We start from the raw sequence: 25,097 nt of genomic DNA on the forward strand, positions 1-25,097 counted from the left end.
GCCCGAGTGTTGGGCATACGGCGTTCCGAGCCAAGAGGCGTGCGGGGACCGGCGCTGATAATCGGTGGAGGTAATTCGGTGGTCGTACGGCCCGGTGGGCGGTGAGGCTGGTGCAGTGAACGATCGATCCGTCGAACAACCCGTTGAACAACCCGTAGAAAAACCCGTTGAACAACCGGTCGACCACTCTGTCGAGCAGGAGCCGAGGTTCCGCATCCGCGCCCTCCACACGGAGTCCACGGTCACCGTCTACCAGGCGTACCGCCCGGAGATCGGCAACGCGGCGGCGCGCGACGGGCGCTTTCCGCCGGCCTGGAGCCGTGAGCGCATGACCTGGATCAAGCCGTCCTTCCTGTGGATGATGTACCGCTGCGGCTGGGGCTCCAAGGAAGGGCAGGAGACCGTCCTCGCCGTCGAGATCAGCCGGGTCGGCTTCGAGTGGGCGCTGCGCCACGCGTGCCTGTCGAGCTACGTCCGCGGGGTACACCCCGACCGAGCCACCTGGCAGCGTCAGTTGAAGCGTGCGCCCGCCCGCGTTCAGTGGGACCCGGAGCGGGACCTGCGCCTACAGCCCCTGCCGTACCGGTCCCTGCAACTCGGGCTCTCCGGTGAGGCCGCACGACGCTACGCGGACGAGTGGACGGTCGCCATCCGCGACGTGACCCCACTCGCCCACGAGATCCACGCCCTCGTCAGCAGTAGAGACCTGGACTCCGCCGCCCGCCTGTTGCCCCGGGAACGCTCCTACCCCGTGGGAGACGAACTTCTTGCCCACCTACGCGGATGACGGGCCGCTCCACCCGACAGCCGGCTCTGGCCCATGGGGCACAGTGAACGCCGCGCCAGGTCGTCGGGACAGGCGTCGGCTCACCAGTCGTGCATGGTCCCGTCCCTCAGCCTGTTGACCGGCAAGTACGCCGGCTCGTACGGGAAGTGGCGCGCCGCCTCGGTGTCGAGTTCGACTCCCAGTCCCGGGGTGTCGGACGGGTGCAGCAGCCCGTCCTCGAACCGGAACGAGGTGCGGAAGACCTCCAGCGTCCGCTCGGAGTGCTGCATGTACTCCTGGATGCCGAAGTTGTGGATGGCCAGGTCCAGGTGGAGCGCCGCTGCCATGCCCACCGGGGAGATGTCGGTCGGGCCGTGCATCCCGGACTTGACGCCGTGGACATCTGCGAGATCGAGCAGCTTCTTCATGGCGGTGACACCACCGGTGTGGGTGACGGCGGATCGCACGTAGTCGATCAGCCGCTCGCTCAGCAACGTGGTGTAGTCGTACACCGAGTTGAAGACCTCACCGATCGCCAACGGTGTCGTCGTGTGCTGCCGGATCAGGCGCAGGGCCGCCTGATCCTCCGCAGGCGTGGCATCCTCCAGCCAGAACAGGTCGTACGGTTCCAGTGCCTTGCCCAGCTGAGCGGCCTGGATCGGCGTCATCCGGTGGTGCCCGTCGTGCAGCAACGGCAGTTCGGGACCGAACTCCGCCCGGACGGCCTCGAAGACGGACGGCACGTGCCGCAGATACGCGCGGGTGTCCCAGGTCTCCACCGTCGGGCGGAGCCGCCCGCCGACGGTGGCGCGGCGCGCGGGCTCGTAGTCGTAGCGCTCTCCGCCCTCCGCGCCGGAGGCAGCCACCCCGTACACCGAGTCCAGGCCGGGGATGCCGCTCTGAACGCGGATGGCGCGGTAGCCCAGCTCCAGATGCTTACGGACGGAGTCGAGCAGTTCGGGCACATCGCGGCCCGAGGCGTGCCCGTAGGCCATGGCTCCGCTGCGGGACGCGCCGCCGAGGAGCTGGTAGAGGGGCATCCCGGCGCTCTTTGCCTTGATGTCCCACAGCGCTGTGTCGACCGCCGCGATGGCCGCCATGGTCACGGGGCCGCGCCGCCAGTAGGCGCCCCGGTAGAGGTACTGCCAGGTGTCCTCGATGCGCGAGGCGTCGCCGCCGAGGATCAGGGGGACGACATGGTCGTCCAGATACGACTGCACGGCCAGTTCCCGGCCGTTCAGCGTGGCGTCGCCGAGGCCGGTGACGCCGTCCTCGGTGGTGAGTCGCAGGGTGACGAAGTTCCGTCCCGGGCTGGTGACGATCACCTCGGCAGACTCAATCCGCATGACGAGGTCCCCTCTCTTCGGTCGGGTCGATCGGGCGGGTCGTCGATCACGGAGCCGTGCGGCGACAGGGTGCGGTGAGCCCGTGGCCGGGGCTCGGTCCGCACGCGGCCGGCGGAACGCAGGCACAGGCCGGGCAACTCGGACGCGGTCCGTGTTCGGGCGGACCGACTCAGCGCCCCCGCGTGTGCCGGGCCAGCTCGGTCTGGACCTCGGCGACGATGCGTTCGACGGGCAGGGTGGCGTCGATCGTCATGCCGACCTCGTCGTCCTGCAATGGTTCGAGGTCCTCGAACTGTGAGGGCACCAGGGAAGCGGGCATGTAGTGCGACTGTCTGCCGGCCACGCGGGCGGTGGCCTCGTCCTGGCCGAGTTCCAGGTGCACGAAGAACGCGTCGGCGCGGGCCACACGCAGCATCTCGCGGTAGATACGTCTGAGGGACGAGCACGTGATCACCAGCCCCTCCTCCGAGCCCGCCGCCCGCATGCGGCCCGCGATGGCGGCCAGCCACGGACTGCGGCTCCGGTCGTCGAGACGGTCGCCGCGCTCCATCGACTCCCGGTTGCGCCTGCTGTGGAAGCGGTCCCCCTCCTCGAAGGGCACCCTGAGCGACTCCGCCAAGTACTGGCCCACAGTGGTCTTGCCGCACCCGGTCACCCCCATGACGACGACGGGAGCGCGCCGAGCACGGACCAACGCGGCCATGGCGTCCCGGAAACCGTCTCGATGGGCGGTCGGCAGGCCGTTCGCATTGAACTCGTCCAGCCCCGCCCGAAGATGGTCGAGCACCGCGGGATCCTGCAGTCGTCCGCCCCGGATCTCGGCGAGGATGGCCTCCGCGAAGGCCTCCGAGGCCGTCGCCAGTCCCTGGTCGACGGCGTAGGCCAGCCCCATGTGCAGCCACATGGCGATCGGCTCCGGCCGGGTGGGATAGCTCTGCACGGTGTCGGCGCCGACAGCGGCGCGCGCCGACGTGACCGTCACATCCTGGTGACCGCCCGCCCAGTCCCGGTCGATCCGGTGGTTCAAGGCCATGACGACCGGGTGGGACAGACGCAGGAACAGCTCGTTGCGCGAGCCGGCCAGCAGGGTGCGGTGGAAGGCGGCGTCGACGTCCCGGAAGCGCTGCCGGATCGCGGCTCCTTCCCGCGGCTGCGCAAAGTCCGGTTCCTCGCTGAGGGCGAGCAAGGTGCGGGCTTGGCTGGTCAAGTCGTGGCAGACCTCCGCGGACCTGCTCAGCGCTGCAAGCCTGGCCGCGCGGGGCTCGATCACCTCCCGCAGCTCGGTGAGTGACCGCATCTGGCTGTCGGGGGCCACCTCCAGACGCCACGCGATCACGTCGGGGTCCAGCAGGTCCCACCGTTCCAGCGCCTGAACGGTGGCTCCGATCCGCGGCTGCAGATTGATCAGGCCCTTCTGATGCAGCGTCTGCAGTGCCTCACGCGCCATGGGCCGGGTGATCCCGAACTCGTGCATGACGGCGTCCACTGTCAGGTGCTGGTCGCGCGGCTTGCCCCCTTCCACGATCTGACAGCCCAGTAGCTCCACCACCTTGGCGGTGGAACCCCGTAAGGCGTCCTCGGAATCCACGCGAGGGTCTAATTCAGGACCAGTCATGGCGGGAATGCTAGGTCACAGCGCTGTTCTGGTCAGCTGTCCGGTCAACGCCTGAAGAAGCACAGAGAGCCCTATGGGCGCACGCCGGAGCGCGTGTCTGCCCACGACCGCCCTCTTATGCCCCCTTCGCGCAGCGATGACATATCAGAAGCCTTCTCTGATAGCGCTCATCTGGCTACGGTGGTCACTCATTCGAGAGGTTCCTGACGCAGCTGCAGGAGTGCCGTATGTCCGAACCGACCTCGCCCACGCCACCGCCACCGCCAGAGCGGCTGTCCTTGCGCTGGGCTCTCATTCTCTTAGCCGCGGTGGTGGCAGGACTGCTGGCAGGGCTGCTGACCTACGCCCAGTCGGGCAACTGGCCCGGATCACTCATGGCCGCACTCGGCGCGAGCGGCGCGGCACTCGTGGGCCTTCCGCTGCTGCTCTGAGGCGCGGCGAAGCCACCCGGATCCCCCCTGCCCTGCCGTCCGGCTTCTGCTCCCCTCGCAACTCATCGGCCAGGTCACGCCATGCCACGGACACCGGGCGTCCCGAACTGAGACGCTCCCGGGGGCGAGCCCTTCGGGATGAGAGTCCGGCCAATCGTCGACCGCCGCCACGCCGCGACGGTATTCATCGCCCGGCGTCGCGTAAGGGCTCGGGACGAACACCGCTGTACGTGCGCAGACTTGTCGCCAGTTCCCTCCGGGACGGGGCGCTGACGAACACTGCGAGGCAGCGGAACTTGCCTCCTGGCCCGTCGAGTTCGGAGTACGGCGCCCAGCCAAGGGAGTATGCGGCTCGCAGCGTGCCCGTGTTCGACTCATGGGCGCCCTCGGCCCACAGCAGCGTGCCGGCGAGTTCACGCCCTTGGTGGATCCTGAAGTCCCGGTCACGGGTCCGCCGACGACCAGGGCCGGGCGGGGTCCACAGGGACGCGTCACGGCATGCCCCTTCAGGGCGTCGTAGTCCTCGGGAGCGTGCCTGCCGTGCCTGCCGTGCCTGTCCAGCGGCAGGTGCAGTACTTGAACTCGATCGCGCTGTGCGCCAAGGAAGAACCGCTACGCGGGATCCGTGCGGCCTACGCGGAGTCCACGATCACCGTCTACCAGGCACACCAGTTTGCTCAACGCCGCCTTGGCCGACGGCTCGGTGCGTGTGTGGTGCCTGGGCATGGCTGTGGGGAGCCTTTGAATCTTGCCGTATGCCTTCGGACCGTGGTGGTTTTCGAAGCGGACCCATTCGACACGATCTTCGCTGAGGCTGTAGAGCTGGACCCGGGTTGGCTCTACTCAACCTCGATGCCGAAATCCTGAACGAGTTCCTCCAGGCCGCCCGAGTAGCCCTTGCCGCCCAGGACGAAGTCCCAGTCTCCGTTCGACCGTCGGCGGAAGGAGCCGAGTACCAAGGCGGTTTCGCGCGGCCGGCCGTCGGAGACTTCAAGCTGTCCCAGCTCAGCCAGCCCCGGGTCGAGCAGGCGGATGCGGGCGTCTGTGAAACCGGAGAGGTCGGCGTCCGGGTTGACCTCTGGGTCGATGGCCGCCACGAGCACGAACCGGTCGGCCTCATCGGGCAACCCGTCGAAGGAGACACAGATCGCGGCCTTGTCAGGTGCAGTGGCCGGGAGAGCACGCACTGAGCCGTCTGGCGTCTGCGGGTTGTTGAAGAAGACGAAGTGATCGTCACTGAGGACCCGGTTGCCACGGCAGACGAGAGCGCACACGTCCAAGGCGACGCTTCCGGTCCACGACATGCCCAAGACGTTGTAATCGTCTGGCAGCCGAGTGTCCGGCACGGAGGGCGTCGGCTGTGCGGGGACTTGCCGACCGCCGTCACCCAGCCGCCCACGGAGCCCATGACGATGCAGCAGGTCCACGAGTTCGGGGCCCGAGATCAGTTCCAGCGGCTTGCCGTTGGCGAAGGTGTGTGAGCCAGGGCCGAACCCTGACGTCGTCACGAGGACCCCCTTGTTGGCGCCCGCGTCCTGCACGGTCCCGTACAAGTCACGTACAGCGGTCGGCGGCACCGTGTTGCGATAGCGCTTCACCTGCACGACGATCTTGCCGCCTCGGATGGGTGTCGGATCCAGTGCGTCGACGTCCACACCGCCGTCGTTGGAACGCTGGGTGGTCACCGCCTGCATCCCCATGGCCCGGAAGAGATCGGCAACGAGATTCTCGAAGGCGATCGGGTCCATGGCAAACAGGTCCGGTTCCTCGTCGCTGCCGTGAGCGACAACGCGGTTCCCGACATCCTGCGGCCGCCTACTCGGCCGTACTGGTGTGAGTTGGTCCGGTCGAGCCGAGAGCTGCCCACGCAGTGCGTCAGCCAGGCAGCTACCTGCGTCCACCTGCGCCAGGTGCAAGTCACGGAACGAAGAGCGCGAGGCCATGACGGTTGCGAGGAAGATCTGGCCTGGTCGGCCCGTCGTAGGGTCATGCCCATCGACGAATCCGTTCAAGGTCACTGACTCAAGCGCACCCAGTTCATCTGCGGCGAACAACTCGTGCAGAACGAGGAGCATGCACTGCGCGAGAACCTCCCTGTACAGAGCACGGCGCTGGCCTACTGGGCGGAAAGTCTCCTTGTCCTGGTCGGCCCCGGACAGGTACCGAACGGCCTTGACCTCCGGCACGACGCTGTAGGCGGGCAGCTCCCAATCCAGTACCAGCTGCCTGGCTGCCGGGTCGTAGGCTGCTGCCACCTGGCGCGGGAAACCCTCCGGCCACGCCGTCGAGGCGTAGAGAGCGGCTGTGAAGTACTCGACCACGGAATCGGGATCCTGACGCCTCACGCCGTCGGTTATCGCCACGACGCCGGCGTTGTGTCGACGTACATCAGCCAGCTGAGTATCGGCCCACTGCTGGTACTCCCGCTGGTAGGCCGCCAGCTGTTGCTGTCTGTGTGCCTCCGCGGCTTGGGCAGCCTGCCAGTCCCGTTCGAAGCGGGCTCGTGCTTCGGCCTGCGCCTGTGCTCGGCGACTCGCAGTCCAGCCGCTCTGCGTTTGGTAGTGACTGAAATCCGGCATGGGCACTGGCTGCGCCAGTGGTCCTGGAGCGAAGGGCTGGACCTCTTCGAGGCGCATGAGAGAGGCAGCCTTGAAGGGCGGAGCCTGGCAACCCGAGGCAAGGAGACTCTGCAACGATGCAACCCGCGCGTCCAGCTCCTCCGTGCGCCGTAGAGCCTCTGCCTGCCGGTACTCGCGGTGGCTCTGGGCAGCTCGCCGCTGATAGGCCCGCGCTTGCTGTTCTTGCTGTCTCCGCCGTCTGGCTTCGGCTTCCAGTTGACGCTGCTGCTGCCGTTGCATTTCAGCCCAGACGCCGACAAAACCAGTAGAGCGACGACTCATGTGCTGCGGGCCCTCCCCAAGGCGCTTTGGTTGTCCCCACAACCAGTTGTAACAAGACGACTGTAGCCAGCAATCACCGTCTCGCACATCCACCTGTCAAAAGAAGCACCGTCGGTCCATCCCCGCAGGTCAACGTGACTGGAGGGTAACCAGGACGATGCAGGGCTGCGTCAGCTCGGTCGGGTAAGCCTGCCGGAGCGTGGATCATGGAGCCGTGATGAAGTGGACGTACAAGGAAGCTCCGGTCGAGCGGACAGATCTCGAACCAGAGTCTCTGCGTACCAACAGGCGAGGCGGAGGTGGCTCCTCGCGGCTCCCGTGGTACACAGCGACGCCAGCAGCGCAGAAGCCTGACCGAATGAGACTGCGGGTCTGATCCGACGGAGATGAGCATGGCGTGACCGGGAACAATCGGTGTCGGGTCCACTGAGAAAGCATGGCGATGGACGAAGACGAGAGCCTGCACCGCTTCAGCCTGCACCCCACCGGGGCAGACCTCGACGAAGTACGGGGTCTGCTTGCCGCACAAACCAGGCTGGAGAAGGGTGCGCAGGGAGACGGTGACACGGAGTTGATGAAGCTGTGCTGCGTACAGCTCTTCAATGCCGCGGTGCTCGAAGACGTGCTGCTCATCTGGAAGGCCAAGTCTGCCAGCATGGACGCCGACAGCTCGATCGACATTCAGTTGCTGTGCGGAAGCGGATTGGCCAGGACCAAGGCGTTTTTGTCGAACCAGCGCCTACCCGAAGCCGAAGCGGCACTGCAACGACTGCTCCGCTGTGAAGCAGGCGGCGACTTCGAAGACTTCTCCGTCGCAGGGCACGCGGCTTGGTATGCCGCCTACTACGCGCCGTGACGCCTGACGTCGGTCCCTGGCTGCTACACGCTGACCAGTGGCTTCGGGCGAACCCAAGTCAGAGGACAAAGCGTCTGTGAACAAGGCTTGACCTGAGTCATCAGACCGCGTTCACAGACGTAATCCATGTTCCTGGTGGCGTGCCGGGGAAGGTTTGCCAGTGGCGGTTGTCTCGCGGGACGGACCCGTTGGATGCCCGGAGAGGACAGCGGATGGCTCGCAAAGGCGACCGACAGCGCCGCTGCGGCGTGAGAGGACGTGTTCTGCGTTCCTGATCCGTCCGCGTCAGCGAGGGATGCCTGCATCGTCCAGGTACTGGTGCATGGCTTCCGTGGGAAGGCTCGGGTTGCTGAGGGCGTGGGAGGAGGTCTCCGGATTCCGGCAGCTTTGGAGGATGAGATCGACTGGCAGCGCGGGGTGCGCGGCCGCCATGGCACGTACACGATCGTCGGGGTCTGCAAGCAACCGGACCACGGCGTCGACGGGCGCTTCGGAGTCGAGCCCCACCAGCCATCGCTTCGCTGGATCCGGGTCGTTGGCGAAGCGTTGCCCGGTGTCCGTGCGCGGGAAGTTCGGGTGGCGCAGCAGATCGCCTTTGGTGATGACCTCGCAGTCCAGATACGTCTGCAGCACCACCTCGCCGTCGACGGTCGGCTGGTTCTCACACAGCAGGAGGCGCACGGGGTAGTCGTCGTCCCTCGAGAGCAGGTCGATGGCGTCGGCAGGCAGGTGCCGGCTGTAGGCGGCGCTGCGCCGTAGCAGGGTGTTCGCCGACTTGGCGCACTGGCGCAAGACGTCGGGATCGGTGCAGAGGCGGACCCATTCGACGGGAAAGAGCCGGTCGGACGGGCTGATGGTGACGTCAATGGCGGTACGTTCGGTCTCCGTCAGCTCGGGTCGTACCGATACCGCCAGCCGGACGCTGTGTGCGTCGTCGTTCGCCAACGTCCGGATGATGTCGATGGGCACGTTGAGGTTGGCCGCCAGCTCGCGCCGGTCCTCCTCTTCGGTGCTTGCCGCGAGCCGTTCGGCGGTCGCCGTGTTCATGGCGCCGTACCGGATCACATCTTGCCTGGCAAAGCGGCCAATTCCTGCGTCGAGAAGAAGCTCCGTGTAGCCCGCGTCATCGCGGCAGGCCTCCATCATGGCCGCCTGACGTACTTTGTCATCAGCGTCGCGGAGCAGACGGCTTCGGTTGTCCTCGGAAAGCAAGGCCCACTCGCGGCAGGCTGCCCGTCGAAGGTCCGCGTCCTGGTGGTTGGCGAGCCCGGCGACCAGACTTGGAGCTGTGTCGCGGCAGAAGGCTGCGCTTCGGCGGACCGGCAGTTCCGGATCGGCAAGCAGGCGCTGCTGAGTGGACAGGGGCAGTGGCCGCGAGGGTATGCGGAACCATTCGGGTCCGATGGCCAGGAAATGGCGGACGCTTGGATCGGGATCGTCCACGAGCCGGGCGCGTTGTTCCGCCGTCACCCCGACGTTCCCAGTGAACGCTGTCCGCAGCCTGTGGTCGGGATGCTTGACGATGGCGTCGACAACCTCGTCCGGCAGAGCGCGCCAGGCGATCGTGTCCCAGGCCGCGATGGCTTCCTCGCACAGCAGCCTGGTCAGTACCTCGGACGGCGCCGCAGGATTCCGCGCGATCGCAGCAATGGTCTCGCGGTGACCGCACTCTCCACGCATGGTGCCTCTCCCTGTTCGCCAGCGGGCGTCGCGGGCTCGCAGATGGTGAGCATGTCGCGTGTAAGAGGTCAACGTCGACGATCACGCTCTGCCGCCTGTCCCGAGAATGACGATCGGCCTCCCGGGGCGGCCCGAGATCCGGGGACCTGGTGCAGCATTCGACGGTCCCCATAGATGGGCAGCTGGGCGTGTAGATCTGCGAGTGCTCCGGGCGTCGTTCGCCTATGGCCACTGATCGCAGCGAACAACTGCCCACTTACCGGGTTGGCATGCCTCCGTGCGGGCTGTTGACCACCAAGGGCAGTGATCCTTCGGTGAGGTAGCAGTGCCCGGGGAAGTAATCGATGTGGAGGTGACCGCCGTCATCGGCAGTGGCCATGTCCCGCAGATTCTCCGCGAGTACCGCCCTGCCGGCGGCGTCACCGCTGATCACAAGGATCTGTCGCTCGGCGTCCCGGCGGATGAGGACGCCGGGGCCGGACGTACCTCTGACCTCGACCCCGGTCAGGGTGTCGCTGCCTGGCGAAAGGGTGGAGCCGAGCAGCCCCTCACCCTGGGCCACCGCGTTTGCCAACTCCGTCAGCTCTTCCGCCGAGGCGGAGAGATCCACTTCGCCGTACTCGGGGTCGGAGACCAGTCTCATGGGCGTCACTCCTCCAACGTCGGACACCCATGATGCCTGCCGGCCAAGATCGCCAGTCACGTCTCAGGGGCAGCGAAGACGGCCGAACGGGGCAGCGCACAGCGGAGCAACTCGTCCGGTCCTCGGCGCCCAACTCAATGAAGGCTTGGCCCACACAGGGGTTGCGAACGCGGCTTGACGTGGATCACCAAGCCGCGTTCACAGCCTCCAGGGACCTGTACCTGACCCCTGGCCTGCATCAACTCCCTTGGGTGCGCCCGCCGAAGGATGGATCATGGCTGCGTGATGAAGCGGACGAAGAAGGAAGCCCTGGTCGAGCAGCCAGACTGTGAGCCTGAGCTTTCCGCGTACCAGCAGGCGATGCGGAAAAGGCTCCTCGCGGCCCCCGTGGTGCCGGCGCCCGAGCCCTGGCAGCGCATCGCCTACGTCCCCGTCGGCGGACTGCTCGGGATCGGTTTCGCGTCGCATCCCGACACCGAGGACGACTTGGTGATGGTCGTCTCGCACGACGGTCACGGCCTCTTCGACGCCGTCACGGGGGAGAAGATCGCCCGGGACCGCGACCCCGCCCCCGAGGACAGCACCCCCGCCGGGGGTGTACGTGGACGCGGAATTGTGGCTGGGGCTGTTGGGCGCACTGACAGCTGTCGGCGGGTTGTACTACGCGCGGCGTGCACTGGACCACGCGGCCGTCGAACAGTCCCGGGAGGCCTTCGTCAAGGAACGGACAGACCTCCGCCAACGGTTCGGTCAGCTGTGCGAGATGGCCGCTGACATGCACGTTCTCGCCCGCTCCTCCTTGGAGCGGATCGGTGGTACCTCCCTGCTGTGGGAGGAGACCATGCGCCCGCCGACTCCTGTTCCGCTGTCAGCGGTAGTAGTGGAGTGGCAGGACGCGCCGCCACCCGTCAATCTGGCGTTGCTGCAGGCGGCACGGCGTTGCTTGCCGAAGGAGTCGAAGGCGCACCGATACGAGCGGTACTCCTCGGCCATGGGGGCCTTGGCGCGTCCTGCCTGACTCGATCGCGCGGGGGCGCTGTTGCCGGTGGAGCGGCCGTACGAGGTGGCGGGAGACGTGCTGACCCACTTGCGTGTGTCCTCCCCGACCGGTGTTGTTCCTGCCGAAAGGTGATCGCGCACGCGGGACGTGTCCCGGAGGTGCGCTACAGATCGGGGCAGCGGTCGTCGGATCCCTCGGCGGTCCGGCCGACGGCGCTCGTCACGGTCACCGTCACCGACTCCACGTCCCAGAGGGTGGGCAGATACGCCCGGGCGGCGGTGCAGATCACCTGGTCCGCCGCAAGGGAGGACAACTCCGCCGTGTACCAGGGCAGTTCGACCGACAGGCTGTCGCCCCGCGTCGTCACCTCCACGGCCTCTGTCGGGGTCTCGGCAGCCTCCGTCGCGGTCTCGGCAGCTTCTGTCGGGGTCTCGGCAGCCTCCGTCGGGGTCTCGGCAGCTTCTGTCGGGGTCTCGGAGGGGGGCGGGGTGTCCGCCGGGGTGGTGGTGCCGTCCTGCGTCCTGGCAGGGGCGGAGGTCGGCCAGAGGCGTTCCGGCTGCCGGGCCAGCCGGGTGGTCAGGCTCTTGAGCCGCTCCTGCGCGGTCGGGCCCTGGAGCAGTGCCTCGAGGGCCGTCCTGACATCACCGGCCTCGGGGACCCTGCGGGGAACCGCGACCAGGGTTCCGTTCCTGACGAAGTAGACCGGGGTGGTCGGCGCGATCCCGCTCGCGGGCCCACCCGCCTCCACCACGTCGGTCGCGGGAATGCCGCAGGAGGAGAGTGCGAGTGCCGCCGGGGCGACCAGCAGCGCGGCACGGTGTACGGGCCTCATGAGGTGTTCTCCCGCGGTGACTCGTCCCGCCGCAGCGGGAGTTCCACAGTGAAGACGGCGCCGCCCGTGGCACGGTTGGCCGCTCGGACGGTGCCGCCGTGCATGCGGACGTTCTCCTCGGTGATCGCGAGGCCCAGCCCGCTGCCCTCGGTACGGGTTCGCGCGCTGTCGGACTTGTAGAAGCGCTCGAAGACATGCGGCAGCACGTCGTCGGGGATGCCGGGCCCGCTGTCCGCCACCTCGATGACCGCCGACGGCCGCGCACCGGGCGGTCCGCCCGCCGACAGCCTGACGCACACCGGTCGGGCGCCGTGCCGGAGGGCGTTGCCGACCAGGTTGGCCACGACCACGTCCAGCCGGCGCGGGTCGACGCGACCCCGGAGCTCGTCGGGCCCCGGCAGTCGGATCTCCACCGTGTCCGACCAGCCGCGGGAGGAGAGCGTGCGCCGGATCGACTCGGCGAGGTCGATCTCGTCCAGGTGCAGGACCGCCGCACCCGCGTCGAAGCGGGAGATCTCCATCAGATCCTCCACCAGACGGGCCAGTTTCACGGTCTCCTCACTGATCAGCTGTACGGCGGTGGCCGCGTCCGGCTCGAGGCGGGCGGCCTCCTCGTCGAGGATGTCGGTGACCATCGACATGGCGGCCAGCGGGGTGCGCAGCTCATGGGAGACGTCCGCGGCGAAGCGGCGGGCCCGCGCCTCCATGCTGCGCAGCTCGGCGACGGACTGTTCCAGGGCCGCCGCGGTCTCGTTGAACGTGTGCGACAGATCGGCCAGTTCGTCGGAGCCATTGACGTCGAGCCGGGTGTCCAGGTGCCCCTCGGCGATGCTGCGGGTCGCGTGACGCAGTGCGCGGACCGGCCGCAGCACCCCGCGAGCGGCGAACAGGGCGAGCAGCACGGCGATGCCGAGGGCCGGTACGGTCGCCCGCTGGACAGCGGTGACCAACGCGTCGACGGTCGCCTGCTCGTCGGCCTGGGGCACGGTCAGGAAGACCTGGACCCCGGAGTCCGTCGGAATGCGCTGCTCGGAGGCGAAGGTGACCGACATGCCGACGACCAGGGAGGTGCGTCCGCCGCTGCGCACCCGCTGGAACACGGTGGCCAGGCTGGACTCGACGGCCTCGCGGACGGCGGGCGTCAGCTCGTCGAAGGGGTCGCCCGCGACCGAGGTTTCGCTGAGCCCCTGGTACGTGGCCAGTACGCGCCAGGTCCCCGACGGTTCGGCGCGTGCCACCTCCGCCGCGAACTGCCGCAGCAGCTCCCGGCTCGGGGGGTAGGCGAGTTCGGGGGCGAGCCGGCTGACCTGGGCGCGCATCTGCCCGATCACGGTGTCCTGGCTCTGCTGGAGGACGCCGTTGCGGGCCTCCCGGAAGGTCAGGGCGCCGGTCGTCGTGGTGGCCAGGGCGGCGACGACTCCGAACGCCACCACGAGCCGCATCCGCAGGCCGCGCAGCGAAACCCGCGTGGGAAGCTTCGCCCTGACCCTCGTTGCCGGATTCCTCGGAACTCCCGCCTTCACGGAACGTCTCACCGGGACGCGAACCGGTAGCCGAAGCCGCGCACGGTCTGGATGTGACGCGGTTCGCGCGGCGACTCGCCCATCTTGGCGCGCAGCCGTTTGACGCACGCGTCCACCAGGCGGGCGTCGCCGTGGTAGCCGCGCTCCCAGACCGCCTCCAGCAACTGCTGCCTGCTGTACACCTGCCCGGGCGAGGCGGAGAGGGTCAGCAGGAGCCGGAGCTCGGACGGGGCGAGCACGACCGGCGCGCCCCGCAGGGTGACCGTCAGCCCGGCCCGGTCGATGGCCAGGTCCCCGTGGGTGTCGATCTTCGGCAGCTCGCTGTCGCCCGGAGCCCCGGCCGCCCGGCGCAGTACGGCGCGGATACGGGCGTCCAGCACCCTGGCCTGCACCGGCTTGACGACGTAGTCATCGGCGCCCGCCTCCAGACCGACAACGATGTCCACCTCATCGCCCCGCGCGGTCGCCATGATGATCGGCAGCGCCTGGTCGACGGCGCGGATGCCGTGGCACACCTCCAGGCCGGTCATACCGGGCAGCATCAGATCGAGAACCACGACGTCGGGCCGGAAGGACCGCAGTTGTGCCATGCCGTCTTCTCCGGTCACGGCGGCGGAGACCTCATGGCCCTGATGGCGCAGCGCCAGGGAGACCCCTTCCCGGACGGCGCGGTCGTCTTCGATCAGCAGAACTCGTGGCATGGGCTCAGTATCAGAACCTCCCGGCCCGGACCGCGGCTCTGTTACCGGATGATCATAAAACGCATGGTGATCATTCGTTATCGTTTCGTTATCACTTGAGCTAGATCCGATCACATAGCGATCACACTCTGACTGATCATGACCGCGCACAAAGCAACGCCTTCCCACAACCGCCGTCGTCGGCTGGGCCCCGAGCACGCCGCCGAGCGGCAGCGCGGCAAGGGCCCCCTGTGGGGAGGCCTGGCCGCGCTGACCGTCCTCGGTGCCGCCGGGTTCACGGCCGTCGAGTGGGAGCCGCCGGCCAAGGAGGCGTTACCGACAGCGACCGAGACCGGCGCCACCGCCCGGCCCGAGCCCACCCCCGACCGGTCCCGGACCACACCGGCACCCAACTCCCCCTCCAGCCCGTCCAGTTCATCGCCCCCGACCGGCGCGTCCCCTCGTCCTTCCCGAAGCGGTACCACCATCCCGGCGACCGGCCCGGGCACGTTCGTCACCGCGTCCGGAGGGAGCGGCAAGGTGGGCACGGGGAAAACGCTGCGCTACCGGGTCGAGGTCGAGACGGGGCTCGCGCTCTCCGCCGCGGAGGTGGCCGAGGAGGTGGAGCGCATTCTGGCCGACCCGCGGGGCTGGACGGCGGACGGCACCTCCGCGTTCCGGCGGGTCTCGGGCGGGACCACCGACTTCGTCGTCCGGGTGGCGACCCCCGGGACCGTGGACAAGATCTGCGGGCAGTACGGGCTGAACACCGGCGGTGAGGTCAACTGCAACGTGGACGACAACGTCATGGTCAACCTCAAGCGCTGGGAGCTGGCGACGCCGGTCTACGCCAAGGACGTCCCCTCCTACCGGGCACTGATCATCAACCATGAGGTCGGCCACTTCCTCGGCCACGGCCACGTCGGCTGTCCCGGCCCCGGAAAACCCGCCCCGGCGATGATGCAGCAGATCAAGGGCATGCAGGGCTGCGTCCCCAATGTCTGGCCCTACGACGCCCAGGGGCGGCTCATCACCGGTCCCGCCGTGCCCTGAGCCACGGGCAGGGGCGCGGGTGTGACCGCGGGCGTTCCCCGCGGGAAGGCCATGGCCTGCACCCTGGCGGCGTGGACCTCGATGAGGTTCGCCGGTTGATGACCTACTGCTGACCGGGAAGGCCAAGTCCGCCGGCCTGGACGCCGACTGCTCGATCGACGGAATGCGGTGCGACGCCCGGTCCGGTGTGGACGGCGGGTCAGCTCGTCGCAGCCGACGAGGGGACGCGAGGGACCGCGGAGTTGGGGTCGAAGCCCGCGAACGCCAACCCGATGACGAAACCCGCCACCTCCTCCAACTGGCGGACGCGATCCAGTGCCCCCAGAACCGCCGGCGTCCCACCGACGTCACGGACCAGCTCGCCGACGACGTGCAGTGCCGCCGCGTCATCGCCGCACATCGCCACGGTCACACGGGACTGGCCGCCACCGGGAGGGCTCGTCCACTGGCCGGCGGGAAAGAGATGGAACGCCTTCACCACCCGAGCTCCTGGAGCGAGCCCGGCGACCCGCCTCGCCACCGACTCGCCGTGTCCGGTGAGCAGCGCGCCGACACCGTGCGCGACAGCGTTCGTGGGATCGATCAACGGCGTCCCCTCCAGCACGCCGTCGGACGCGCCCACCAATCCCAGCATGTCGTCCACGCCGTCCCATGACACGGCGAGCAGCACCGCATCGCGCCCGATGACCGCCTCACGCGGCGCGACGGCGAGCGCTCCGTGACCCAGCCGCCCAGCAAGCCTCTCCGCCTTGACCTGCGACCGTCCGCCGATCGCCAACTCGTGCCCCGCACGTGCCCAGCCCTCGCCCAGGGACGCCGCCAGTGTCCCTGTTCCCAGGATCCCGATGCGCATCGTCGCCGCCTCTCAAGCGGTAGTCATGTGGGGGAGCCACGGTAGGGAAGGCGTTACGCACCGATCAGTGCGTGACCAACGCGCGATGATGGGCGGCGAGATGACTGATCATGACGCCCTCTGCCACGAGTTGGTCGCCGATTGCCGTCTGCGCGCGGCCACCGATCTCTTCGTCCACACCTGGGATCCCGTTGTGCTGGCGGCTCTCCGCGGGGGACCACGCCGACGCCGCGAGCTACGCGACGCGATCGGCGGCATCAGCGACAAGGTCCTGACCGAGACCGTGCACCGCTTGCGCGCCAGTGGCCTGGTCGACCGCCACGCACATGCCGAGGCGCCGCCTCGCGTCGAGTACGCCCTGACCAGCTTGGGGCAGAGCCTGGTCGAGGGCCCGATGACGGCGCTCGGACGCTGGGCGATCGACCATGGTGACGAGCTTCTTGAGGCCCAGGAGAGTGCGGCACGGACGCCGCCGGACTCACCGGTGACCCCATAGCCCCAGCCGAAGCCGGCCATTCTCGGCTCGGCTACTCTCGGCGCCACTGATGTTCACTCTGCGATCCGGGCGAACTGCGGCCGAATCGTCACTCGGGAGACGCCAACGCATGAATGCGCCACCATCGCCATCTGGAGCGGAGCGGACTGACGCATCAGCAGTCCAGATCGGCGCTCTCGTTCCGCTGACCCGGCCCGGCTGGGTCGAGGCAGGCCAACACCTGCTCGCTGGACTCGAGCTGGCCGTTCGCGAGGTCAATGACGCCGGCGGGATCGTCGGAAGACCACTCGAGCTGGTGGTCCGGGACACCGCGGCTGATCCACAGAGAGCCGCGGCGGCCGTAGATGAGTTGGCTCGCCTGGGCGTGGCTGCCTTGGCGGGGGAGTATCACAGCGTCGTCGCTCGCGCCGCTGCCGCCAGGGCCGACGCACTCGGCCTGCCCTTCCTGTGCTCATCAGCGGTTCTCGACGCGCTCACCGAACAGCCGACGGAATGGGTCGCGCGCCTCTCCCCGCCGCAGTCCCGCGGCTGGCAGGTCTACGCAGACTTCCTCCTCGGCGCGGGCCACAGCCGTATCGCCGTAGCAGCCCAGCCGAGCGTCTACTGGGCAACGGGGACCCGCATTCTGCGGGACCACCTCGCTTCACGCGGCGGCACCGTCATCGAACTCGACATGAGCGCGCTCACCGCTGCGGCCGTGTGCGACGAACTCGTCGACCATCGCGCGACAGCCCTCCTTCTTCTGGTCGGCCACCCGGAGCCGGCAGTGCCGATCGTCAAGTCTGTCCGCCGCGACCGGCGCCTCGCCGAGATCATGATCGGTGCTCCGGCCGGACAACCGGAGTTCGCCGAATGGGCGACGTTGCTGGGCGACGAAGGCGCCGCGATCCCGTTCTTGCGCTACCTGCCCGAGCGCCTCACCCCACTCGGAGCACGAGTCGGGACGGCCCTGAGAGAGCGGCTGGCCGAAGCGCCCTCCTTCGTCGCCTTCGAGGGCTACGACACGGTCGCCGTCCTCGCCGATGTGCTGCGTTCTCACGGCGTGGACCGGGCGCGCACTGCCGAATCCTGGCCGCGCGTTGCAGTCGAAGGCACCCGCGGGCAGATCCAGTTCTCCCGCACGCCAGGCATCAGCGTGTGGCAATGGGCCAGGCCGCCGATCCAGGTCGTGGATCGGGATCCGGCGGAACCCGATCGCTTCCGGATCCTCCACACCGGCTGAGAGAGGCGCCGAGCGCGCCCGAAAGAGGAAGACAGATCCGTCCGCCCGGGGAGGACGGGTAGCCTCCGGCCCGGCTGCGGACGCACCGGTTGGTACTGGTCGCCAGGAGGAGACGGGCACTCCCCGCAACGCCGGTGACCTGCGGACCAATAAGGTAACCCCATGTCTGCCACGTTGAGTTCCCCGAAGACGCGCGCTGCGCTGCGCACATCGGCGCGTATCTCCGTCGAGTTGCTGCTGATACTCGTCATGCTCACCGTGGCCCTATGGGTTCTGGGCCGGATGTGGTCGGTCGTCTGGCCGCTCATCGTCGGCCTGCTCCTCACCACGCTGACCTGGCCCCTGACGCGGTTCCTGCGTCGTCGCGGATGGCGCCCCGCCCTGGCCGCGTCGGTCGTGACCTTGCTGTTCCTCCTCGGTGCCGTGGGCGTCGTGGCGCTGATCGCGGTGCCGGTGGCCTCCCAGTCCGGCGAACTGACCGACGGCGTGGTCGAAGGCCTGCAGAAGCTGCGCGAGTGGGCCGCCGGGCCGCCGTTGAACATCGGCGACGACCAGATCACCAAGGCGCTCGACACCGCGGTCGCCCGCGCTCAGGACGGCCTCGGCAGCATGGTCACCGCTGTCGTCACGGGGGTGAGCACCGTGGTCAACGGCGTGATCACCGCGGTCCTGGCGGTCTTCCTGATGTTCTTCTTCCTCAAGGACGGCCCGCGGTTCCTGCCCTGGCTCGCCCGTCAGTTGCCCGGTCGGCTCGCCACCGACGTCCCGACCGTGGCCGCGCGCAGCTGGGACACCCTGGGTGCGTTCGTGCGTTCCCAGGCACTCGTCGGCCTGCTCGACGCCGTCTTCATCGGCCTCGGTCTGTGGATTCTGGGGGTGCCCCTGGTGCTTCCGCTGGCGGTGCTGACCTTCGTCTCCGCGTTCGTGCCGATCGTGGGTGCCCTGTTCGCCGGCTTCGTCGCGGTTCTCATCGCGTTGGTGTCGAACGGCCCGACGGACGCGCTGATCGTGCTGGCCATCATCGTCGTGGTGCAGCAACTCGAGGGCAACGTGTTCCAGCCCATGATCCAGAGTCGTGGGCTCGGCCTCCACGCGGCGGTGATTCTGCTGGCGGTGACATTGGGCGGCAGTCTGGCCGGCATCGTGGGCAGTCTGCTCGCCGTACCGGTCGCCGCGGTGATCGCGGTGGTCTGGAACTATGTGCGCGAGCAGCTCAGCGACCCGCCGCAGGAGCCGGAGACCGACGAGCCGCACACCGGTGTGGCCGTCCCGTCGTGAGGGGTCGTCCCTTCACCCGGAGGTGACGGTTGACGCGGTCACCGGCTCGGGAGGGATCAAGCGTCAGGAGGCGGTCATGAAGCGTCTTGTCACTGTCGTCACCGGCGGCAGCCGGGGCATCGGCGCCGCGGTCTGCCGGCGGCTCGCGGCCGACGGGCATGACGTGGCGGTGGGTTACGTCCGTGACGCCGACGCCGCGGAGGCGGTGGCCGACGGCGTGCGGGACGCCGGTGGCCGTGCCGTCGCCGTGCGGGTGGACACATCCGTCGAGGCGGACGTGGAGCGGCTGTTCGCGGTGGCGGAGGACCAACTCGGGCCGGTGACGGGCCTGGTGAACAACGCCGGCGTGACCGGGCCCCTCGGTCGGCTCGCCGACACCGGCACCGCCGACCTGCGCCGGGTCGTGGAGGTCAACCTCCTGGGTGCGCTGCTGTGCGCGCGGCGGGCGGCACAGCTGATGACGCCATGCGGCAGCGGAGTGATCGTCAACATCTCGTCCGCGGCCGCGACCCTGGGAAGCCCCGGCGACTACGTCCACTACGCGGCCACCAAAGCCGCCCTCGACGCCCTCACCGTCGGCCTGTCCAAGGAACTCGGCCCCGACGGCATCCGCGTCAACGCGGTCGCGCCCGGCATGATCGACACCGAGATGCACGCCGCGATGGGCGACCCGGACCGGGCCCGGCGGGCCGCCGCGTCCATCCCGCTACGGCGACCGGGCCAGGCCGAGGAGATCGCGGCCGCGGTGTCATGGCTGATGTCCCCCGAGGCGTCGTATGCGACAGGGACGGTGGTGCGGGTGGCCGGGGGACGGTGACAGGGGCGGGCAGCGGGGCCTGCCCTGAGGGGGCAGCGGGCCTGTCGTGAGCGTGCGGGGGAGCGCGGCGGGGAGGGCCGGTCGTGAGAGGGGGGAGGCCGGTCTGCCGGCGGGCTCAGGCCGCCTCGACGACCTCGCCCTGTATCGCCGCCGCCCACTCCACCACCAGCAGCTCGTACTCCGCCCGCTCCTGGGCAGACAGGGAGCCGCCCGCGCGCAGCCACAGTGCCCGGATCTGCTCGTTCAACTCTGCGGCAGACCGCACGGAACCAGGGGCAAGAGAACTGGGGGACATGCGCAACAGCGTAGGGGCAAGCACTGACAGTGCGCTACCGGGCGGCTACCCAGACCGTATGGGGTTGGTCACGACCGCCGCCCGCCCGGGGCGGCCGGTCGCGGTGTCCTCAGTCGATCCACACCACGACACACAGCCCGCGGTGGGCCGCCTCGCCGTAGAACTCCCGCAGGGCGGCGAAGTGATCGGTGAGGTAGGCCCGCACGCTGCCCGTGAATCCCCGCGCGAATCCGCAGGCCGCCGCCGCATCGGGCGTGGAGGCGGGAAGGCCGGCCAGGACGGCGTCCAGGTCGACGGCGTCCAGCGCCCCGGCGATCTCGGTGACCGCGTCCGGCGTGAGCAGCCGGGGAGGGCCGTCGAAGCCGTCGTACACCTCGTCGTGGTCGAGGAAGCCCACGTCCTCGTGGGGGTCTCCGTCGATCGCCCGCTCGAGAGCGGCGATCATGCCGGCGTCGGCGCCCGTGGCCCGGCAGTACCGGATCAGGCCCCACACCGCCCAGTCCGTGTCGAGGAGGTCCTCGGCCGGGGGGTCCCAGCCCGGCGCCCCGCCCGGGCAGTCGAGGGCCGACTCCCGGCAGCGGGACAGGTACGCCGGGGAGACGCGGGCGAACTGCTGGGTGAGGCCCATGGCCCGGCCGCCGGGGGCGGCGTGCTCAGCCCGCCGACTCGGCCGCGTGCGGGCTGAGGACGCCCGCCATGACCAGGCCGATCAGCACGATGCCGAGCACGACGCGGTAGTACACGAACGGCATGAAGGACTTGGTGCTGATGAACTTCATGAACCAGGCGATGACCGCGTACCCGGACGCGAACGCGATCACCGTCGCGAACGCCGTGGGCCCCCACGCCACATGGCCGGTTTCCACCGCGTCCTTCAGCTCGAAGGCGCCGGATGCCATGACCGCGGGAATGGCGAGCAGGAAGGAGTAACGGGCCGCCGCCTCGCGCTTGTAGCCCATGAACAGACCGCCGCTGATGGTGGCGCCGGAGCGGGAGACGCCCGGGATGAGGGCGCAGGCCTGACAGAGGCCGAAGATCAGGCCGTCCTTCACGCCCAGGTTGTCCAGGGACTTGCGCTGCTTGGGGGCGCGGTGGCGCCCGCCGTTCTCGTCGCGCGCGGCCAGCCGGTCGGCGATACCGATGACGATGCCGACGACCACGAGCATCGTCGCGGTGACCCGGAGGTCACGGAACGGGCCCTCGATCTGGTCCTTGAGTGTGACGCCGAGCACACCGATCGGGATCGAGCCGACGATCACCAGCCAGCCCATCTGGGCGTCGTGGTCCTTGCGCATCGTCTTGTTGAACAGTGACTTCGACCACGCCGAGATGATCCGCCCGATGTCCTTGCGGAAGTAGATCAGCACCGCGGCCTCCGTGCCGATCTGGGTGATCGCCGTGAAGGCGGCGCCGGGGTCCTCCCACCCGGAGAAGGCCGCGGTCAGCCGCAGGTGCGCGCTGGAGGAGACGGGGAGGAACTCGGTCAGCCCCTGGACGAGTCCGAGGATGAGGGATTCAAACCAAGACATGAGGTTACGGAGTCCAAGTGCCGATCGGAGAGGGGCGACGGACACGGCGGGCCGCCGCGCGCGGTGATCAAGTGGTGTGTCGAAGGCAGCGTAGCGCCCCCGGAGGACAGGGCGGACACAGGGGTTTGGCAGGAGGCCGCGGAGGGGAAGCGCGTGCGGCGTCCGAGCTGGGTCGATGTGTTGACCGGCCGCCTGGCCTCCGCTTACTTTGCTGCCGGAGTGAAAGCGCTTGCTACCTGCTGCGCTGTCGCTCGCCGGTCCGGTCGTTCGTCGGAGGAGTGCTGATCACGCCCATGACCCCATCCGCTCCGCTCGCCGGCCGTCGCATCCGCGCCGCCGTCATCGGTACCGGCGCCATCGCCCGCGGCTCCCATCTGCCCGCCCTCGCCCAGCTCGCGGCCGAGGGCGAGACCGAGGTCGTCGCGGCCGTCGACATCGATGCCGGCGCGGTCGAGGCCTTCTGCGCGGAAGGCAGGGTTCCGCACGCTTACACCGACCTGGAGCGGATGCTGGCCGAGCAGCGCCCGGACCTGGTGACCATCTGCACCCCGCCCACCCTGCACCGTGAGCAGAGCGTGGCCGCGCTGCGGGCCGGCGCCTGGGTGTGGTGCGAGAAGCCGCCGGTGCCGACCCTCGCCGACTACGACGCCGTGGAGGCGGAGGAGGGGCCGGAGAGCGGGCCGTACGCCTCGATCGTCTTCCAGCACCGCTTCGGGTCCGGTTCCGCGCACGTACGGCGGCTGCTCGCCGAGCAGGCGATGGGCCGGCCGCTCGTGGCGCACTGCCAGACCACCTGGTACCGCGACACCGCCTACTACGCCGTCCCCTGGCGCGGCCGCTGGCAGACCGAGGGCGGCGGTCCCGCCATGGGCCACGGCATCCACCAGATGGACCTCCTGCTGGACCTCCTCGGACCGTGGAGCGAGGTGCGGGCCATGGCCGGCCGGCTCGTGCACGACGTGGAGACCGAGGACGTGTCCACCGCGCTGGTCCGCTTCGAGAACGGCGCCATGGCCACGATCGTGAACAGTGTGCTCAGCCCCGACGAGGTCAGCCGCATCCGCATCGACTGCGAGCAGGCCACGGTCGAGCTCACCCACCTCTACGGGCACAGCAACGCCAACTGGCGCATCACCCCGGCCCCCGACGTCCCCGGCGACCGGGCGGCCGCCTGGCAGGACTTCGGCACGGACGTGCCCAGCTCGCACCTGGCGCAACTGCGCGCACTGGTCGCGAGCATGCGGGCGGGGGAGCGGCCGCGCAGCAGCGGCGCCGACGGGCGCACCAGCCTGGAGCTGATCACCGCGCTGTACAAGTCGGCGTTCACGGACACGACGGTGAAGCGGGGCGAGATCGGCCCCGGCGACCCCTTCTACACGGCCCTGCACGGCGGCGCCCCCGGCTGGGCCCCGGCCGCCGCACCCGTACCCACCGAGGTGTCCGCATGACCGGCCTGCGTCTCATGCACGCGCACGGCGACCGCATCACCGTGACCGACCCGGTCACCGGCGTCGAGCTGCTCGCCTACGTCTACCGGCCGGAGGCCGCCTGGGAGGCGTCGAAGCCGTACATCCACCCCCTGCGCACGCTCGCGGGCGACGTCGTCACCGACTACCGGCCCAACGACCACCGCTGGCACAAGGGGCTGTCGCTGACCGCGTCCCATCTCTCGGGTGCGAACCTGTGGGGCGGCAACAGTTACGTCCACGGCGAGGGGTATCTCGAACTCCCCGAACGCGTCGGGTCGATGGCCCACGTAGCCTTCGACGAGGTCGCGGCCGACGGCGGTCGGATCGTCATCGCCGAGCGCCTGACCTGGCATCCGTACAGCGGCGAGCTGTGGGCCGAGGAGCGGCGCCGGATCGAGGTGCACGACGTCGACCGGGCTTTCGGCTCCTGGGCGCTGACCTGGACCAGCGCCATCACCAACCGGCGGGAGGAGCCGCTGCGGTTCGGCAGCCCCACCACCGCCGGACGCGAGCGGGCCGGCTACACGGGCCTGTTCTGGCGCGGCCCGCGCGCCTTCCGGGACGGCCGGATCATCGGCCCCGAGGGCGAGGGTCCGGAGCTGATGGGCACGCAGGGCCCCTGGCTCGCCCTGTCCGGCGAGCACGACGGCACCGACGGCCACGCCACCGTCATCGTCGCCCACTCCCCCGAGAACGACCACTGCGGTACCCAAGGAGCCCACCCGGCCCACTGGTTCGTGCGCAACGAGCCCTTCGCGGGCATCGCCCCGTCCTGGGCCTTCTACGACGAACTGGAGCTTGCCCCGGGCGACACCCTCACCCGCCGCTACCGCGTCGTCGTGGCCGACGGGGCGTGGGAGCGGGAGGAGATCGCCAAGTACCTGGAGGCGCATCCGTGGTGAGGGCGCACGGAGACCGACCGGAGGGGTCGCCGGGCCCGTGAAACGGGCCGGTCCCCGTGCCCGGAGTACCTCACCGGCACCGGCGCCGGACCCTGGCGGCCCGACCGCGACGTCGGCCGACGCGCGGGAGGCGGTGAGGGGGCGTGCCGTGCGTCCCGGACCACGGATCCCGCTGAGCTCACCGGGACCGGCGCGCGGCTGCACGTACTCGCGGTCGACCTCGCGCGGGGGCACCCTCATCGCCCCGGCTCACCGGCGCCGATGAGGCGCCGTCACTTTCCTGCGGCCTGATCCGCCGGACAGGCTTTGGGCCGCCGTCGGTCTTAGGCCGCCGTCGGCCCTGCCACCGTCCACCCCGGTGCCTGTGGGTGGGCCGTCAGGTCCTCGTGGCGGACCTGGTCGCCGCAGGCCGCGCAGGTGACCACCGGGACCATCTCGTGGCCGCAGATGTGCTCGATCACCATGGGGCGATCGTCGTCCTTACGGAGATGGCGGTCGCCCCATGCCATGAGCGTCATCAGGACCGGCTCCAGGTCGAGCCCCGCCTGTGTGGGCCGGTACTCGAAGCGCTGCGGGCGCTCGCTGTAGACGCGCTTGGTCAGGATCCCGGCGTCCACCAGGCGGCGCAGGCGGGTGGTCAGGATGTCGCGCGGGGCGCCGATGTTGCGCACCAGCTGGTCGAAGCGGCCGTTGCCGAGGCACACCTCCCGCAGGACGAGCAGGGAGTACTTCTCGCCGACGAGTGCCAGGGCGTCGGCGATGGAGCAGGGGCGCGGGTCTTTGGTGGAGGCGACCATGCCGCCCAGTCTAGGCGAGGGTTTGATTTTCCAACTCACGGCGTTATGGTGAGTTTGGATTTCCTACTCACTGGTATCACCCAGGTGGCCGCCCGGACGGCCCCCCGGCGGCCC

At 69.4% G+C, this 25,097-nt stretch carries 23 protein-coding genes and 1 pseudogene; 11 read left to right on the top strand and 13 right to left on the bottom strand.

Annotated elements, in window-relative coordinates:
* Positions 1-214: 214 nt before the first annotated feature.
* A complete protein-coding gene (locus tag IE263_RS24625; protein ID WP_229911156.1) occupies positions 215-787 on the top strand; it encodes a DUF4291 domain-containing protein in 573 nt (190 codons plus the stop codon).
* A gap of 80 nt (positions 788-867) precedes the next feature.
* On the opposite strand, the gene manD is transcribed toward IE263_RS24625, so the two are convergent.
* From manD to IE263_RS24640, 3 genes are all read right to left on the bottom strand, one after another.
* A complete protein-coding gene (manD, locus tag IE263_RS24630) occupies positions 868-2,112 on the bottom strand; it encodes a D-mannonate dehydratase ManD (protein ID WP_189939934.1) in 1,245 nt (414 codons plus the stop codon).
* Positions 2,113-2,281: 169 nt separating this feature from the next.
* Positions 2,282-3,700, bottom strand: a complete 1,419-nt coding sequence (locus IE263_RS24635) for a gluconokinase, GntK/IdnK-type (protein ID WP_189939935.1) — start codon at positions 3,698-3,700, stop codon at positions 2,282-2,284.
* A gap of 1,297 nt (positions 3,701-4,997) precedes the next feature.
* The gene (locus IE263_RS24640) at positions 4,998-7,058 is read right to left on the bottom strand and encodes a restriction endonuclease (RefSeq protein WP_189939936.1); all 2,061 of its coding nucleotides are present in this window, start codon (positions 7,056-7,058) and stop codon (positions 4,998-5,000) included.
* Positions 7,059-7,500: 442 nt separating this feature from the next.
* On the opposite strand from IE263_RS24640, the gene IE263_RS24645 reads away from it, so the two are divergent.
* Complete coding sequence (locus tag IE263_RS24645; protein ID WP_189940140.1) at positions 7,501-7,914, top strand: hypothetical protein; 414 nt, start codon at positions 7,501-7,503, stop codon at positions 7,912-7,914.
* A 285-nt stretch (positions 7,915-8,199) separates the two neighbouring features.
* Here the strand turns inward: IE263_RS24645 and IE263_RS24650 are convergent, their stop codons facing one another.
* Both IE263_RS24650 and IE263_RS24655 read right to left on the bottom strand, forming a co-directional pair.
* On the bottom strand, positions 8,200-9,594 hold the full coding sequence (locus IE263_RS24650; RefSeq protein ID WP_229911138.1) for a hypothetical protein: 1,395 nt from the start codon (positions 9,592-9,594) through the stop codon (positions 8,200-8,202).
* Positions 9,595-9,850: 256 nt separating this feature from the next.
* Positions 9,851-10,237: an Imm32 family immunity protein gene (locus IE263_RS24655; protein WP_189939937.1), complete on the bottom strand. Its 387-nt coding sequence runs from the start codon at positions 10,235-10,237 to the stop codon at positions 9,851-9,853.
* 285 nt (positions 10,238-10,522) lie between these two features.
* On the opposite strand from IE263_RS24655, the pseudogene IE263_RS48750 reads away from it, so the two are divergent.
* Positions 10,523-10,825 (top strand): annotated as a pseudogene (locus IE263_RS48750) (hypothetical protein); the annotation flags it as partial.
* A 13-nt stretch (positions 10,826-10,838) separates the two neighbouring features.
* Positions 10,839-11,255 (top strand): hypothetical protein, encoded by a 417-nt coding sequence (locus tag IE263_RS24660; protein WP_189939938.1) that lies wholly within the window; start codon positions 10,839-10,841, stop codon positions 11,253-11,255.
* Positions 11,256-11,400: 145 nt separating this feature from the next.
* Here IE263_RS24660 and IE263_RS24665 read toward each other — a convergent pair whose 3' ends face one another.
* From IE263_RS24665 to IE263_RS24675, 3 genes are all read right to left on the bottom strand, one after another.
* Complete coding sequence (locus IE263_RS24665) at positions 11,401-12,069, bottom strand: hypothetical protein (protein WP_189939939.1); 669 nt, start codon at positions 12,067-12,069, stop codon at positions 11,401-11,403.
* The gene (locus IE263_RS24670; RefSeq protein WP_189939940.1) at positions 12,066-13,511 is read right to left on the bottom strand and encodes an ATP-binding protein; all 1,446 of its coding nucleotides are present in this window, start codon (positions 13,509-13,511) and stop codon (positions 12,066-12,068) included. Before IE263_RS24670 ends, IE263_RS24665 begins: the two co-directional genes overlap by 4 nt.
* An 89-nt stretch (positions 13,512-13,600) precedes the next feature.
* Positions 13,601-14,293 carry a response regulator gene (locus tag IE263_RS24675; protein ID WP_189939941.1) on the bottom strand — a complete coding sequence of 231 codons (693 nt, stop codon included), beginning with the start codon at positions 14,291-14,293 and terminating at the stop codon, positions 13,601-13,603.
* A gap of 138 nt (positions 14,294-14,431) precedes the next feature.
* Between IE263_RS24675 and IE263_RS24680 the strand changes: the two genes are divergently transcribed.
* Positions 14,432-15,325, top strand: a complete 894-nt coding sequence (locus tag IE263_RS24680; protein ID WP_189939942.1) for a DUF3152 domain-containing protein — start codon at positions 14,432-14,434, stop codon at positions 15,323-15,325.
* 199 nt (positions 15,326-15,524) lie between these two features.
* Here the strand turns inward: IE263_RS24680 and IE263_RS24685 are convergent, their stop codons facing one another.
* The gene (locus tag IE263_RS24685) at positions 15,525-16,178 is read right to left on the bottom strand and encodes an NADPH-dependent F420 reductase (protein WP_189939943.1); all 654 of its coding nucleotides are present in this window, start codon (positions 16,176-16,178) and stop codon (positions 15,525-15,527) included.
* 100 nt (positions 16,179-16,278) lie between these two features.
* Between IE263_RS24685 and IE263_RS24690 the strand changes: the two genes are divergently transcribed.
* From IE263_RS24690 to IE263_RS24705, 4 genes are all read left to right on the top strand, one after another.
* Complete coding sequence (locus IE263_RS24690; protein ID WP_189940142.1) at positions 16,279-16,674, top strand: winged helix-turn-helix transcriptional regulator; 396 nt, start codon at positions 16,279-16,281, stop codon at positions 16,672-16,674.
* Between the two features lie 109 nt (positions 16,675-16,783).
* On the top strand, positions 16,784-17,896 hold the full coding sequence (locus tag IE263_RS24695) for an ABC transporter substrate-binding protein (protein WP_189939944.1): 1,113 nt from the start codon (positions 16,784-16,786) through the stop codon (positions 17,894-17,896).
* Positions 17,897-18,058: 162 nt separating this feature from the next.
* The gene (locus tag IE263_RS24700) at positions 18,059-19,174 is read left to right on the top strand and encodes an AI-2E family transporter (protein ID WP_189939945.1); all 1,116 of its coding nucleotides are present in this window, start codon (positions 18,059-18,061) and stop codon (positions 19,172-19,174) included.
* A gap of 76 nt (positions 19,175-19,250) precedes the next feature.
* Positions 19,251-19,991, top strand: coding sequence for an SDR family NAD(P)-dependent oxidoreductase (locus IE263_RS24705; protein ID WP_189939946.1), 741 nt, complete (start codon positions 19,251-19,253; stop codon positions 19,989-19,991).
* A gap of 115 nt (positions 19,992-20,106) precedes the next feature.
* Here the strand turns inward: IE263_RS24705 and IE263_RS24710 are convergent, their stop codons facing one another.
* The 3 genes from IE263_RS24710 to IE263_RS24720 all read right to left on the bottom strand — a co-directional run bounded on the left by IE263_RS24710 (position 20,107) and on the right by IE263_RS24720 (position 21,815).
* Positions 20,107-20,286 (bottom strand): hypothetical protein, encoded by a 180-nt coding sequence (locus IE263_RS24710; protein ID WP_189939947.1) that lies wholly within the window; start codon positions 20,284-20,286, stop codon positions 20,107-20,109.
* Positions 20,287-20,395: 109 nt separating this feature from the next.
* Positions 20,396-20,914, bottom strand: coding sequence for a DUF1877 family protein (locus IE263_RS24715; RefSeq protein WP_189939948.1), 519 nt, complete (start codon positions 20,912-20,914; stop codon positions 20,396-20,398).
* Positions 20,915-20,939: 25 nt separating this feature from the next.
* The gene (locus IE263_RS24720; protein WP_189939949.1) at positions 20,940-21,815 is read right to left on the bottom strand and encodes an undecaprenyl-diphosphate phosphatase; all 876 of its coding nucleotides are present in this window, start codon (positions 21,813-21,815) and stop codon (positions 20,940-20,942) included.
* Between the two features lie 293 nt (positions 21,816-22,108).
* On the opposite strand from IE263_RS24720, the gene IE263_RS24725 reads away from it, so the two are divergent.
* Positions 22,109-23,263 (top strand): Gfo/Idh/MocA family protein, encoded by a 1,155-nt coding sequence (locus IE263_RS24725; RefSeq protein WP_189939950.1) that lies wholly within the window; start codon positions 22,109-22,111, stop codon positions 23,261-23,263.
* Positions 23,260-24,186, top strand: a complete 927-nt coding sequence (locus IE263_RS24730; RefSeq protein WP_189939951.1) for a DUF6807 domain-containing protein — start codon at positions 23,260-23,262, stop codon at positions 24,184-24,186. Before IE263_RS24725 ends, IE263_RS24730 begins: the two co-directional genes overlap by 4 nt.
* Before the next feature lie 323 nt (positions 24,187-24,509).
* Here the strand turns inward: IE263_RS24730 and IE263_RS24735 are convergent, their stop codons facing one another.
* Entirely contained in the window at positions 24,510-24,983 is a 474-nt protein-coding gene (locus IE263_RS24735) for a winged helix-turn-helix transcriptional regulator (RefSeq protein WP_189939952.1), read from the bottom strand.
* Positions 24,984-25,097 lie beyond the last annotated feature (114 nt).

This window comes from Streptomyces aurantiogriseus, from assembly GCF_014649375.1.
Classification (GTDB): domain Bacteria; phylum Actinomycetota; class Actinomycetes; order Streptomycetales; family Streptomycetaceae; genus Streptomyces; species Streptomyces aurantiogriseus.

Bases quoted from the DNA above. Each gene is read 5' to 3' on its own strand.
- manD (WP_189939934.1), bottom strand. From the start codon at position 2,112: ATGCGGATTGAGTCTGCCGAGGTGATCGTCACCAGCCCGGGACGGAAC.
- IE263_RS24640 (WP_189939936.1), bottom strand. From the start codon at position 7,058: ATGAGTCGTCGCTCTACTGGTTTTGTCGGCGTCTGGGCTGAAATGCAA.
- IE263_RS24645 (WP_189940140.1), top strand. From the start codon at position 7,501: ATGGACGAAGACGAGAGCCTGCACCGCTTCAGCCTGCACCCCACCGGG.
- IE263_RS24650 (WP_229911138.1), bottom strand. From the start codon at position 9,594: ATGCGTGGAGAGTGCGGTCACCGCGAGACCATTGCTGCGATCGCGCGG.
- IE263_RS24655 (WP_189939937.1), bottom strand. From the start codon at position 10,237: ATGAGACTGGTCTCCGACCCCGAGTACGGCGAAGTGGATCTCTCCGCC.
- IE263_RS24665 (WP_189939939.1), bottom strand. From the start codon at position 12,069: ATGAGGCCCGTACACCGTGCCGCGCTGCTGGTCGCCCCGGCGGCACTC.
- IE263_RS24670 (WP_189939940.1), bottom strand. From the start codon at position 13,511: ATGCGGCTCGTGGTGGCGTTCGGAGTCGTCGCCGCCCTGGCCACCACG.
- IE263_RS24675 (WP_189939941.1), bottom strand. From the start codon at position 14,293: ATGCCACGAGTTCTGCTGATCGAAGACGACCGCGCCGTCCGGGAAGGG.
- IE263_RS24680 (WP_189939942.1), top strand. From the start codon at position 14,432: ATGACCGCGCACAAAGCAACGCCTTCCCACAACCGCCGTCGTCGGCTG.
- IE263_RS24685 (WP_189939943.1), bottom strand. From the start codon at position 16,178: ATGCGCATCGGGATCCTGGGAACAGGGACACTGGCGGCGTCCCTGGGC.
- IE263_RS24690 (WP_189940142.1), top strand. From the start codon at position 16,279: ATGACTGATCATGACGCCCTCTGCCACGAGTTGGTCGCCGATTGCCGT.
- IE263_RS24695 (WP_189939944.1), top strand. From the start codon at position 16,784: ATGAATGCGCCACCATCGCCATCTGGAGCGGAGCGGACTGACGCATCA.
- IE263_RS24700 (WP_189939945.1), top strand. From the start codon at position 18,059: ATGTCTGCCACGTTGAGTTCCCCGAAGACGCGCGCTGCGCTGCGCACA.
- IE263_RS24705 (WP_189939946.1), top strand. From the start codon at position 19,251: ATGAAGCGTCTTGTCACTGTCGTCACCGGCGGCAGCCGGGGCATCGGC.
- IE263_RS24710 (WP_189939947.1), bottom strand. From the start codon at position 20,286: ATGTCCCCCAGTTCTCTTGCCCCTGGTTCCGTGCGGTCTGCCGCAGAG.
- IE263_RS24715 (WP_189939948.1), bottom strand. From the start codon at position 20,914: ATGGGCCTCACCCAGCAGTTCGCCCGCGTCTCCCCGGCGTACCTGTCC.
- IE263_RS24720 (WP_189939949.1), bottom strand. From the start codon at position 21,815: ATGTCTTGGTTTGAATCCCTCATCCTCGGACTCGTCCAGGGGCTGACC.
- IE263_RS24725 (WP_189939950.1), top strand. From the start codon at position 22,109: ATGACCCCATCCGCTCCGCTCGCCGGCCGTCGCATCCGCGCCGCCGTC.
- IE263_RS24730 (WP_189939951.1), top strand. From the start codon at position 23,260: ATGACCGGCCTGCGTCTCATGCACGCGCACGGCGACCGCATCACCGTG.
- IE263_RS24735 (WP_189939952.1), bottom strand. From the start codon at position 24,983: ATGGTCGCCTCCACCAAAGACCCGCGCCCCTGCTCCATCGCCGACGCC.